The sequence below is a fragment of the Aurantibacter sp. UH7 genome (assembly GCF_056839165.1).
On the sequence record NZ_CM166388.1, the window covers coordinates 935,488 to 947,400 of the forward strand.

Consider the following 11,913-nt stretch of genomic DNA (forward strand, 5'->3'; position numbering starts at 1 on the left):
CCAAATGCGTGGCAGGACGGACTTTCTAGCTGTGATATATTTACTAACTTTAGTGCTTAAAACACGTTCTAAGTGATTGGAACTACTATTTTAGAAATTGGAAGAGCTCATAAAAAAAATAGAAGGCAGATTACACTTAAGGCCAGAAGCTGAAGAGTTTCTTTATTCCATTTCAAAAGAAAAAACACTTTCTAAAGGACACGTTTTAATCCGCCAAGGACAAGTTGTAAAAAAGACATTTTTTGTTACCTCAGGTTGCTTAAGATCTTACGCTATCGATAAAAATGGAAAAGAGCACACCTTACTATTTGCAATTAAAGGTTGGTGGATAAGCGATTATATAGCCATACATACCAATGAGCTAGCATCACTAACTATAGAATGCCTTACCGAATCAAAAGTTGTTGAGTTCAATGTCAAAGAACTAGATGATATTATCACACGTTTTCCTGAACTTGAATCTTGTCATAGACATAATTTAGAGCGTCATGCAGTTGGTTTATATAAACGAATTTTGAATCAACTACAATTAAGTGCTTTAGAGAGGTATGATTTATTCTTAAAGCAATATCCGGACATAGAGCAGCATACTCGAAATTTTCATATCGCATCTTATCTAGGTATCACCCAACAAAGCTTGAGCCGTATTAAGGTAGAAAGAGTAAAAAAGTAGTTTTCTTACCATAGGGTAAATTTTTCTCGGATAGCCCATTCTACATTTGTATCGAATAAGAATAAAATAAACGGATTCAGATATGAAAGCGTTACAAATAGTAAAATACGGCGAAATTAAAGATAGTTTAACCTTTAACGAGGTTAAAAAACCTACAGTTAAAGCCAATGATGTACTTATAGATGTTAAGGCAGCCGCCATTAACCCTATAGATAAGGGAATTATTCTTGGAGATCTACAAGCTATGGTGCCTTTACAATTGCCAAGCACTTCTGGTTACGACGTAAGTGGAATTGTTATAGAAAAAGGAGATAACGTTAGCAATTTTGAAATTGGAGACTTAGTGTATTCAAGAGTTCCTCAAGAGCAAATGGGTACATTGGCAGAATACATTGCTGTAACTAGTGATGCCGTTTCAAAAAAACCAGGAAATATCTCATTCGAAGAAGCAGCAAGCTTACCCTTAGTAGGACTTACTGCTTTACAATCTTTAGACTACGCAGGTATAAAAGAAAATGATAAGGTTCTAATACATGCAGGTTCTGGTGGCGTTGGAAGCTTTGCCATTCAGTATGCCAAAGCAAAAGGAGCTTATGTATATACAACCACCAGTACAAGCAACGTAAAATGGGTTAAAGAATTGGGAGCAGATAGCGTAATCGACTACAAAACCGAAGATTACAAAAACATAGTCAAAGATTTAGACATTGTGTTTGATACACTTGGTCAAAACTATACTCTTGAAGCTTTTACCGTTGTTAAAAAAGGCGGAATAGTAGTTAGCATTATTGGTCCTTTGGATGAAGCAAGTGCTAAAATGTTTGGTATGGACGATTATAAATTACCAGAGGAATTGGCTAAAGCAAGTAGTGATAAAGACGCGGAATACAAATTCATTTTTATGCACCCAAACGGTGAACATTTAAGTGAAATTAAATTAATGGTCGAAGACGAAAAGATCAAACCGATTATTGATAAAACCTATCCATTCTCTAAGAGTATGGAAGCATTCGAACATCTTGCAACGGGAAGAGCAAAAGGAAAAATTGTGGTAAAAATCAAATAGACGAATACCCCCCTTTATCACACATAAAATATCAGCTTAAAATCTCCCGAAGTTTCGGGATTAACCTGTAGCTGTATTTCAGAGAAAGACAATCAATTAAATTAAAAAACAAAATTATGAAAATCAAAAATGTAACAGTTGCCGGAACAGGAATTCTAGGTAGCCAAATCGCTTTTCAAACAGCACTTAAAGGATTTAACGTTTCAGCTTACGATATTAGTGATGAAGCATTAGAGGAGGTAAAAAAACGATTTAACGTTTTAAAAGAACGCTATCAAGAAGATGATTATGCTACAAAAAAAGAAGTAGATGAAGCGGTCAATCGTATTTCTTTATATACAGATTTGGCTAAAGCAGTAGAGAATGCTGATCTGGTAATCGAGGCGGTTCCAGAATTGCTAAAAATTAAACAAGACTTCTATCAAAAATTATCAAAAGTTGCGAAAAAAGAAACAATTTTTGCTTCTAATTCCTCTTCTATGATGCCAAGTCAAATTGTTGATTACACAGATCGTCCAGAAAAATACTTGCATTTGCATTTTGCTAACGAAATTTGGCGACTAAATCTTGCTGAAATTATGAAGCATGAGCGTACGTCTACAGAAGTATTTGAAGAAGTTATTGAGTTTGCAAAAGCGATAGCTATGGTTCCAATTCCATTGCATAAAGAACAACCAGGCTATGTTACAAACTCGCTATTAATTCCGCACTTTAAGGCTAGTATTCAAATGGCTGCAGATGGCATTACTGAACCTCAAATAATAGATAAGACCTGGATGATTGCAACGGGTGCACCAATGGGTCCGTTCGGATTCATAGATATCATTGGTCCAAACTCACCTTATAATTTGTACAAAGAATTGGGAGAAAATGGAGATGAACTTTCTGCTAAGGTTGCCCAATGGTTAAAAGCAGAATATCTAGACAAAGGAAAAATGGGAACCGCAAACGGTAAAGGGGTATATACTTATCCAAATCCAGCATACAAAATGCCTGATTTCCTAAAATAATGGCCTAACTAGAAAGAAAATTTACAGAAGTATCTTGATATATTTAAAAATATGTTTCGAAGCTTCTGATTTTCTTTAATAAAACCCTAGCACACAAAAATGCAGCTTTCCTTATATATAAATGTTGTAACCAAGCTCGATGAAACGTAGTGCCAATTAAAACAGATTATTAATCTAAAAAATAATATAATGAAAGCAGTATTCTTTGATATGAATGAAACCTTATTGAATTTGGGTTTACTTAAGAAACAGTTTGATAAGCACTTTGACGATAAGTATGTTTTGAAATATTGGTTCACAAAATTATTATACAGTTCTAGTATAATGGGAATTATGGACGAGTATAAAAATTTTGGCGAATTAGCAGATGTGGCTTTAGAAAATCTATTTTTTGAAAATAATAAAACGCTTAGCACCGAGACAAAAGCTGAAATATTAGGTGAATTTAGAAAGTTACCTGCTTATGATGATGTTAAACCAGCACTTAAACTTTTGAGCGATAAAGATATTCGGGTAATTGCTGTTTCAAATTCATCGTTGGCAATGATAAAAGAACAGCTTACCAATGCAGGAATTATTGACCTATTTGATGCTTATTACTCTGTTGATGATGTAAAAAAGTACAAGCCATTCAAGGGTATTTACCAATCAGCAGCTAAACAAGAAGGCTTAAGTACTAAGGATATTGTAATGGTTGCAACGCATGATTGGGATTTGTTTGGAGCAAAAAAGGCAGGTCTTAGAACTGCCTATGTAAAGCGAAAGGAAGAAATCTATCACCCTTTCTATTTACAAGCAGATTTTAAGGATTCCAGTTTACCCAATTTAATTCAGCAATTAATTGATAATAGACAGAATTGAAAAAAAGCCAGCTTACAACACCGTTTGTACGCAAACTGAGAAACGAATTCTGAAATTTAAAAATTGATGAAATAATGAATAAAAAAGATATCGCAAGGAAATATATAACTCACCTTGAAAATGGAAATATTGGACAAGTAGTTGCTTTATTCAATCAGAATGGAATGGTTGATTCACCACTATACGGAATAAAAAAAGCAGATGAATTTTATCGTGAATTGAATAACGATACTTCAAATTCTGAACTTTATTTAAAAGGAATTTTTGAAGATAATGACTCAAATGATTTAGCTCTTTATTTCACTTATAAATGGACTTTAAAGAATAATCAAAAAGTGGAATTTGATGTAGTAGACATTATTGAATTCAATAATCAAAACAAGATTAGTAAACTAAAAATTATATATGATACTGTTACTGCTAGGAAACTAGTGGAGCAATTATAAAAGAAAGCCTGCTTACAACAACGTATGTAAAAAATAGCGCAAGTCATTGCTTAACAAAAGGTTAGCGCGCATTTGAAAGGTCGCCAAATTTTTAAATTTGGCTATTTGAGAAAAGAAAAATAAATAGAAAAATTTAAAAATTCGGCTTGTGTTTCATCCGAATGGTAACCGCTTATTTTCAGCGCTACTTTTCATATACACAACCGATGTAGCATTATTCATATCATTTTTATTGTTTTTAAAAGTATTCATATGTTCGCTGCGCTTGGAACGCCTGCGTCGACCAAAATCCCTTCATCTCGTACCTCGATTCTCGGTCTTTTGGAAATGCTACATCATCGCAGCGCTATGGCGGCTTGCTAGCCTAATCTAAAATAAGTGATTATTTGCCAAGTTCGCCGCTGCGGCTTATCAACGCTACATATCAAGTCGCTATACGCAATCCGGTTGTCGTTTTTTTATTCTCAATACCGCAAAATCCACAAGTCACGCCCCGTAGAAAAAACGGGGCTACTTGATAAACGATGAAATCGGGATCCATATTCATAATTAGTGCTATTCCCGTTTCATCGTTGATGGATTTTACTATATTTCCATAAAAAAACGACGAACTGCCCATAGCGCTGCGTTATCTTCAATAGCTCAAAAATTTAGAAATACTTGAAAAAAGAAGAGTTAAAAAACAAAACTGTTCCCGAGTTAAAATCCAAGATTAAGAAAATAAAGGCTATTTCTGGAATAATATTTGGAATCTCCTTTGTTTTATTAGCAATAACTATTTATGGTGTAATAATAGACCATGAATACGCAATTATCTTTGGTATGATTGTATTCGTAGTTATTAGTATTGCAAATATTCCGACTGGACATGGCACAATTAAAAGAATAAAAAACGAATTGGAATCGAGGAAAAATAATAACTAGATTGAGCAACTTTACGTGAAAGGACTTCACTCATTTCTAATCGTAACGCAGATGGACTTTTTAGCTTGTTTGCGCAAATGGACTTCACTCCTACGCAACTATTGCGGATGGACTTTCATCTCGAACGGAGAACATACGGAAACGCAGAGTTACGTGCTTACTCTTGTGTGTCGCTACAGAAGATAACAATGCCTATACTTAATACGGACTTCGGTCTAAACGCCAAGGTCTGTGTATATTTCTTATGCCGCTAAATCTTTGGCCCCGACGCTTCGGGGTCGTTTTGATACAAAAAAAGAAAAAGCAAAACAATAAGCTTTAGCTGCGTCGGTAGATGGAAACGAAGCAGCCGCACCAACTCGACCGCTGCTCTCGCAGTCGGCGTGCCTCCGCACTACGCATAACCCAGACGTTAATTAAAATTTCATAAATTGTAATGAAAAATTAAATAGCTAAAAGGGAAGTAATAACATCAGTTCTTCGAAACAGATTGCCAAAAATTAAAAGGATGGACAAAGCTTTACAAACAATGATTGATAATATGCCTGAAAAAACAGGCAAATCATTAGCCGAATGGAAAAAAATTCTGCAAGAAAAATCCTTTGCTAAACATTCTGAAGGTGTTACGTTTTTAAAATCTGAACACAACGTAACGCACGGCTTTGCAAATACTATTGTGACTTTATCTAAAGAAGAAAAAAACACGTCGGAAGACTTAGTAGTAGCTCAGTACAAAGGAAAAGAACTATTACTTCCTATATATGAAAAACTAATTGCCTTTGTAAATACCCTGGGTTCCGATGTAATAATAACTCCTAAAAAAGGAAGTGTGAGCATTATACGCAAAAGACAATTTATTTTAATTAAACCTGCTACTAAAACTAGAATTGACCTAGGCTTTAAACTGAAAGACAAACCAATTACTGAAAGACTTGAAAACTCAGGTCCATTTGGCACTATGTGCACGCACCGCGTAAGATTATCGGAGCTCACTGAAATTGATAGTGAATTAAAAAAATGGATTACTGAGGCCTATACTAAATCCATTTAAAAAGTAACTACAAACGAGGATAACACTAAAATTGATTAAAGCATTCGCTACCCGCAATGTGAATATAATAAGATGAAATATTTCTTGATTTTTATTTTTTGTGTTTTACCTAATTGCACATGGGCACAATGGGAACGCCATAGCATAGATACTAATGGAAATGGAGCTGATGGAATTAAATTTTCAGATATTAATAATGATGGGAAGCTCGATATTGTTACTGGTTGGGAAGAAAGTGGATTTACCAAAATATACCTTCAGCCGGAGTTTGAAAATATTAAAGAAAATTGGCCAAGTGTACTTGTTGGAAATACACCAAGTGTTGAAGATGCCGTTTTTTTTGATGTCAATAACGACAACAAAATGGATGTGGTAAGTTTAACAGAAGGAAAAACACAAAAGATTTTTGTGCATTTTAATCTTGCTAATGATTATTTAAATCCTTCGAATTGGCAACAAGATGTATTTCCAGTATCCGCCGAAAAAACAAGTTGGATGTATGCCTTACCCCTGCAAGTCGATTCTGAAAATGGAATAGATTTAATTGCTGCGAGTAAGGGGGCGAATGCCACTCTCGGTTGGTATGAAGCCCCTAATAATCCGGCTGATTTAAGTAATTGGAAATGGCATGAAATTTCTAAGGTCGGTTGGATTATGTCTATCCTAAAAAAAGATATGGATTTAGATGGGGACGAAGATTTGGTAATAACGGATAGAAAAGGAGAACTAGCAGCTTGCCGTTGGCTGGAGAATCCTGCAACTGGCAAAAACCAAAAGCAACCTTGGAAAAATCATTTCATAGGAGCCAAAGGTCTAGAGGTTATGTTTATGTGTATTGCAGCTATAAATAAAGATGGCACGGATGACATTCTTGTATCGGAACGCACAGAAAACACCATTCGTATCTATTCGAAAACCAACAATAGCTGGACAGAAAAAGTGATTCAGCTTCCTAAAAAAACAGGGCGAGCAAAGTCTATTGAAGTGGGTGATCTAAATAACGATTCTATTGCCGATTTAATAGTGAGTACAAATACCCTAAAAGAAGAAAAAGATGGTTTAATTTACTTAAGTGGAACAAAATTAAAAACAGCCACTGAGCATGATTGGGTTAGTATTTCAGGAGTACATAAAGCCAAGTATGATAAAGTTGAGCTAATGGATTTGGATGAAGATGGTGATTTGGATATTTTAATTTGTGAAGAAAATTACGGTCCTAATAGTGAAGGACTTGGTATTGTTTGGTATGAAAACCCGAACAAATAACGAATGAATAGTTTTGCATAAAACTATAGTGTAGCCTGATAACTATATTACCATAAATCTACTACGCCTACAATTTGCGTTTAGAATAAGAAAAAGAAAATGTACGACAAGATTAGCCAAATTATTAATTCGATAACTTCTATTTCGGATGCGTCTAAAAGGAAGATTGTAGACCTGGTTGAATGTATTCATGTAAAAAAAGGAGCATTAATCACTTCGATTGGACAAAATAATAATTTAGAATATTTTATTATTGATGGGATTTGTAAAAGTTTTCTAACCACGCCTGATGGTGATGGGGTAACCATTTCTTTTTTCATGTCACAATCCATACTATCACCGAGTACAACACGAAATAAAGATGGCAAATCTGTACTAAATATTCAGGCATTAACAGACCTAGAAATAGCAACTATGGATGCAACAGCTTTCGAACAATTAATGGTTGAAAATTTAGAAATACGAGATTTCGGAAATACAGTCTTAAGAAATGAATTAATGGCGAAGGTCCAAAAAGAAATAGCTTTGGCATCACTTAAAGGAAAAGATAGATTACTCCTATTACGAAAGAACTACCCAAATATAGAAAACCGCATACCGCATGCCGATATAGCGTCATATTTAGGCCTTACAACCATATCTTTAAGCAGATTACGCACAAAATCGTAACCCTTAACATTTGTTAATGGAATAGGCTAATAAATTGACAACCTTTGATTTTTAATCAAAACTAGTAGTATGTCAATTTTCACAAGCTTACTTCAAAAAACGTCCTCCGTAAAGCGCATATGTCTGCTTTTTATAGCCAGCCATTTGGTTTTGTTAGCTATGATGGTATTTACTTTTCCGGTGATAAATAATCAAATTGAAACCAAAGCTTTTGACTTGCAAACTTTTGGATATTCGGTGGCCACGGCGGAATCTATTGTAAACAATTTAGATAATCAGACTACAGCATTATACCTATTTCCACAGTTAACTTTCTTAGATTTATTGTACCCCTTTTTATTGGCCTTGCTTTTAAGTAGTTTACTATTTCGTTTGCTTAAAATAACAGGTGTAAAAAACAAAATAGCCTCCTTGTTAATTTTCACTCCTTTCTTGGCGATGTTATTCGATTATTTAGAAAACATTTGTATTATTTTACTAATTACAAGGTCAGTTGAGGTATCTGAAACCATTGTACTTCTTGCAAGTACGTTTACGGTATTAAAGGGGGTATTGACAGCTATTGCTTGGATAACAATTGTAGTATATGCTATAAATTGGCTGATGCTAAAAATTAAAGAAAGAAAATCGAAACAGGAACTAACACCACCTAAAAAAATATAAACTTCGCGCTAAAACGAAAGAGATCTGTAATTATAAAAAGTTCTTAGTATCACTAGATTGGCCTGTAAACAAGTATGTAAACTGTAACTAACCAACAATTACACTATTTCAATAAATATTCTCCAGTAAAATACAATTGTTTCTTTTCAGGTAAAGTATGAAACCCAATGGCCTGCATATCGCGGAAGAGTCGTTCAAGTTCAAATTTGCGATAAAAGCTTTGTCCACCTACCGTTTCCATGGCCTTATTAACAGTTTCTGTACACGCCTTAGCTACTAAGGTTTTTCTAGACAGCATTTCAACACCTATTTTTTCTTCAGCCTTAAAATCTAAATTATTGGCTATTTCAATCATGTCTTTATGTAATACCTGGGCCAATGTTAGACTATTGTACAGCTCTCCTAACAAGAAAGAAATATGATGAGATTTACTTTGTTTTGCATTTGACTTTTCTAAAGTAATCATCATTGCTTTTTCAGCAATCCCTATATATGGAGCCATAATTAATGGCAAAGCCACCGTTAATACAACATTCCAAAACATAGGAAATTCACCTTTTGCTCTTGTCATCACAATAGAGTCTTCTGGAACAAACACATCATTGAGAATTACAGTTTGCGAACCAGTACCGCGCATTCCCAAAGTGTGCCAATCATCCAAAAGGGAAATCCCTTCAGATTTCATAGGTATTGAAAAATGGAGAACTTGCCATCCTTCTTCAGGATTGTTATACGGTACGCTAGTGACCAATACATCACCTATCGCAGATTGACTTGCAAACTGCTTTTTTGCTGAAACCAAATAGCCATTGTTGGTTTTTGTCATGCTACCATTAGAGTCTAGCCAATCACGTGCACCGGTACTTACCAGTACAAGATTTTTATCAGCTACCTCTTTTAAGAATTTTTCACCGGCACCTTCTTGTTTATATTTCCAGATATTGGCCGCAAGTAAATGTTGATGCATTGAAAAAGCCAAGGCCGTAGATGGGCAATACCGTGCAATTTTAACCAATATGGCACACATACAAGAAAAGGATACTCCTAAGCCACCTAGTGCTATTGGTATCATGGCTGTAAGGTATCCATGCGCTTTCAACAACTTATAATTATCCGCTACAAAGGTATCAGTCTGATCATGGGCAACTCCATTCGAAGCTAATTGACCTCCAAGTTGATCTATTTTATTTAACAATTGTTTTGATGTCGATTCTGTCACCCTCTCTTTATGAACATTCATATTACGACTGAATTTTTTCTATTAATCTGCTTAAAAAGACAGCTGCGCTTTTTGAAATTTTAAAGGGGATATTCCGTTCTCTTTCTTAAACACTCTTGTAAAATGCGCAGGACTTTCAAAGCCACTATCAAAAGCAACTTCATAAACTTTTTGAGTGGTATTCTCCAATAATCGTTTTGCATGAAGAAGTCTCATTTTAGTAAGCCATTTACCTGGTGAAGTTTCATAAACACTATAAAAGTCACGATTAAAAGTGCTTAAACTTCTGTGTGATAGTCGTGCAAAATCTTCTAGTGATAAATTGTAAATATAATTGCCCTCCATTATGTTTTTAATCGATGGTTTAACTTCTTGGGCAATCTGTTTAAAATAGCTCCCAATTTCAGGGTTGTGCTGCAGTGAAAGAATATTGACCAACAGTTCTTGAAATTTAATTTCCATCAGATATTTTGATGGTTTTTCTTGATTAAAAAAATAATCTAACATCGAAGTAAAATAAGTGCTTAATGTTCTATCCATTTTTAAAGGAATTGCACTATCACTTTGGAGGCTACTATTTTGATTTGCACCTATTTCAGGTTTTTGAGATATGAAATCTTTGACATAAGAATCGGGAATGAAAATTACCATAGCACAAAAATCGGAATCAAAATACTTCTCAATAATATTTGCTCCTTTTTTAACAAAAAGCACTTCATTGGCATGTACCATGTAGCTATGCTCTAACGTTCGCCATTTCTTTTTTCCTTCTAGAACATAAATAAAATAATTTAGATGATTCCATGTAGTGAATATCGACTTTTGCTCCGCACATCGATACTCCGAAAACATTAGTGACGACACTTCAATCTTCTTGAACGTCGGTGTGTTTTTTGCTATGTCGTAACCGTTACCCATTATTAATAAATAAATTTAACACTCTGAAAAGTACAAGATTTTTTCTATAGAAAGTTCTAATTTGACATTAAAAAATCAATTTTTAACTAGATTAATAGCCGCTAAAAAACATCTAAATACAATAAAATTTTAACGCTGACATTAAAGTATTACTAACCCAAAATTGATTTCTATTCAATTTTTGCAGGTTTTAAAATTAGATCGTTATCTGCAGCTAATTTCGCAAATTCTTCAGCACTTAGCCCATTAGACGGTGCTGTTCCTGGCCCTACACCTACTTTTTTAAAAAAATCTAACAAACCATGTTTAGCATTTGGAACTGTAGCAAATACAAGTTTTAAAGGTTCAGTACCAGTATTTTTAAAGGAATGCCATTCTCCTGGTGCGGTATACCATACGTAGCCTTCTTTAACAACTGTTTCTTTACGTTCATCATTCTCATAACTTATAACAATACCAGTTCCTGAAATAAAATAAGCAATTTCTTCAGTTTTTTCATGCTTATGCTCTGGCAAAGCTCCACCTACGCCCAACTCATATTTTGAAAAACCAGATGAAGCATCAGGATGACTTTCAGGATCCATATAAATTTGAAGTAAACCTCCTGACCCCAGTTTGTCTTTATTTTCTGGAAATATCCATAGTTGTTGTGCATCTTCGGGCTTGATTATTCTTTCAGAAGTATGTGAATGCGTAGAATTATCATGAACATGAGATTCTTCTTTTTCTTCGACAGTCAGTGTTGCAATGGAGTCCGCTTCTTGTTTAGATTTATTTCCATTATCACCACAGCCTTGTACGATGGTAAATATCATGGTAAAGGCAGCTAATTTTAGTATAGCATTCTTCTTTTTGTTTTTAATCATGGTTGCATTATTTACGATTATTATTAAATTTCAATTGAACAAATCAAAACTATAGAGAAAATAAATACTTTAACTGACTAGGGCTTTCAATAAATTGACCGAGCATGTCAAAATATAAATTTTGAAAGAATAATATACATTAGAAAACTTACTAAACCCTAACTAACTTTTATCACCAGTGATATTCACACTTTAATTAGTAATAAAAATAAATAACAATTACCATCACCGTATCCCATTAAAATTTTCTCATATAAGGCTCAAAAAAATCACCAAAAAAA

General features: G+C 34.2%; 13 protein-coding genes. 10 read left to right on the top strand and 3 right to left on the bottom strand.

Annotation, left to right across the window (positions count from 1 at the left end):
* Positions 1-97: 97 nt before the first annotated feature.
* From UH7x_RS04050 to UH7x_RS04095, 10 genes are all read left to right on the top strand, one after another.
* A complete protein-coding gene (locus UH7x_RS04050; RefSeq protein WP_482362441.1) occupies positions 98-673 on the top strand; it encodes a Crp/Fnr family transcriptional regulator in 576 nt (191 codons plus the stop codon).
* A gap of 82 nt (positions 674-755) precedes the next feature.
* Complete coding sequence (locus UH7x_RS04055; RefSeq protein WP_482362442.1) at positions 756-1,739, top strand: NADP-dependent oxidoreductase; 984 nt, start codon at positions 756-758, stop codon at positions 1,737-1,739.
* A 116-nt stretch (positions 1,740-1,855) separates the two neighbouring features.
* Complete coding sequence (locus UH7x_RS04060; protein ID WP_482362443.1) at positions 1,856-2,749, top strand: 3-hydroxyacyl-CoA dehydrogenase; 894 nt, start codon at positions 1,856-1,858, stop codon at positions 2,747-2,749.
* A gap of 189 nt (positions 2,750-2,938) precedes the next feature.
* The gene (locus tag UH7x_RS04065; RefSeq protein ID WP_482362444.1) at positions 2,939-3,610 is read left to right on the top strand and encodes a haloacid dehalogenase type II; all 672 of its coding nucleotides are present in this window, start codon (positions 2,939-2,941) and stop codon (positions 3,608-3,610) included.
* 74 nt (positions 3,611-3,684) lie between these two features.
* On the top strand, positions 3,685-4,056 hold the full coding sequence (locus UH7x_RS04070; protein WP_482362445.1) for a nuclear transport factor 2 family protein: 372 nt from the start codon (positions 3,685-3,687) through the stop codon (positions 4,054-4,056).
* Between the two features lie 660 nt (positions 4,057-4,716).
* Complete coding sequence (locus UH7x_RS04075) at positions 4,717-4,980, top strand: hypothetical protein (protein ID WP_482362446.1); 264 nt, start codon at positions 4,717-4,719, stop codon at positions 4,978-4,980.
* A gap of 508 nt (positions 4,981-5,488) precedes the next feature.
* Complete coding sequence (locus UH7x_RS04080) at positions 5,489-6,031, top strand: DUF5655 domain-containing protein (protein WP_482362447.1); 543 nt, start codon at positions 5,489-5,491, stop codon at positions 6,029-6,031.
* A gap of 72 nt (positions 6,032-6,103) precedes the next feature.
* Positions 6,104-7,297, top strand: a complete 1,194-nt coding sequence (locus tag UH7x_RS04085; RefSeq protein ID WP_482362448.1) for an FG-GAP repeat domain-containing protein — start codon at positions 6,104-6,106, stop codon at positions 7,295-7,297.
* 99 nt (positions 7,298-7,396) lie between these two features.
* Complete coding sequence (locus UH7x_RS04090) at positions 7,397-7,966, top strand: Crp/Fnr family transcriptional regulator (RefSeq protein ID WP_482362449.1); 570 nt, start codon at positions 7,397-7,399, stop codon at positions 7,964-7,966.
* Between the two features lie 69 nt (positions 7,967-8,035).
* Positions 8,036-8,629: a hypothetical protein gene (locus UH7x_RS04095; protein WP_482362450.1), complete on the top strand. Its 594-nt coding sequence runs from the start codon at positions 8,036-8,038 to the stop codon at positions 8,627-8,629.
* A gap of 103 nt (positions 8,630-8,732) precedes the next feature.
* On the opposite strand, the gene UH7x_RS04100 is transcribed toward UH7x_RS04095, so the two are convergent.
* The 3 genes from UH7x_RS04100 to UH7x_RS04110 all read right to left on the bottom strand — a co-directional run bounded on the left by UH7x_RS04100 (position 8,733) and on the right by UH7x_RS04110 (position 11,632).
* A complete protein-coding gene (locus UH7x_RS04100) occupies positions 8,733-9,869 on the bottom strand; it encodes an acyl-CoA dehydrogenase family protein (protein WP_482362451.1) in 1,137 nt (378 codons plus the stop codon).
* 30 nt (positions 9,870-9,899) lie between these two features.
* Positions 9,900-10,766 carry a helix-turn-helix domain-containing protein gene (locus UH7x_RS04105; protein WP_482362452.1) on the bottom strand — a complete coding sequence of 289 codons (867 nt, stop codon included), beginning with the start codon at positions 10,764-10,766 and terminating at the stop codon, positions 9,900-9,902.
* 170 nt (positions 10,767-10,936) lie between these two features.
* The gene (locus UH7x_RS04110) at positions 10,937-11,632 is read right to left on the bottom strand and encodes a cupin domain-containing protein (RefSeq protein ID WP_482362453.1); all 696 of its coding nucleotides are present in this window, start codon (positions 11,630-11,632) and stop codon (positions 10,937-10,939) included.
* Positions 11,633-11,913 lie beyond the last annotated feature (281 nt).

What these genes read in the sequence shown, in the direction of transcription:
- UH7x_RS04110 (WP_482362453.1), bottom strand. Translation starts at nt 11,632, where the DNA reads ATGATTAAAAACAAAAAGAAGAATGCTATACTAAAATTAGCTGCCTTT.
- UH7x_RS04080 (WP_482362447.1), top strand. Translation starts at nt 5,489, where the DNA reads ATGGACAAAGCTTTACAAACAATGATTGATAATATGCCTGAAAAAACA.
- UH7x_RS04085 (WP_482362448.1), top strand. Translation starts at nt 6,104, where the DNA reads ATGAAATATTTCTTGATTTTTATTTTTTGTGTTTTACCTAATTGCACA.
- UH7x_RS04095 (WP_482362450.1), top strand. Translation starts at nt 8,036, where the DNA reads ATGTCAATTTTCACAAGCTTACTTCAAAAAACGTCCTCCGTAAAGCGC.
- UH7x_RS04100 (WP_482362451.1), bottom strand. Translation starts at nt 9,869, where the DNA reads ATGAATGTTCATAAAGAGAGGGTGACAGAATCGACATCAAAACAATTG.
- UH7x_RS04065 (WP_482362444.1), top strand. Translation starts at nt 2,939, where the DNA reads ATGAAAGCAGTATTCTTTGATATGAATGAAACCTTATTGAATTTGGGT.
- UH7x_RS04055 (WP_482362442.1), top strand. Translation starts at nt 756, where the DNA reads ATGAAAGCGTTACAAATAGTAAAATACGGCGAAATTAAAGATAGTTTA.
- UH7x_RS04060 (WP_482362443.1), top strand. Translation starts at nt 1,856, where the DNA reads ATGAAAATCAAAAATGTAACAGTTGCCGGAACAGGAATTCTAGGTAGC.
- UH7x_RS04090 (WP_482362449.1), top strand. Translation starts at nt 7,397, where the DNA reads ATGTACGACAAGATTAGCCAAATTATTAATTCGATAACTTCTATTTCG.
- UH7x_RS04105 (WP_482362452.1), bottom strand. Translation starts at nt 10,766, where the DNA reads ATGGGTAACGGTTACGACATAGCAAAAAACACACCGACGTTCAAGAAG.
- UH7x_RS04070 (WP_482362445.1), top strand. Translation starts at nt 3,685, where the DNA reads ATGAATAAAAAAGATATCGCAAGGAAATATATAACTCACCTTGAAAAT.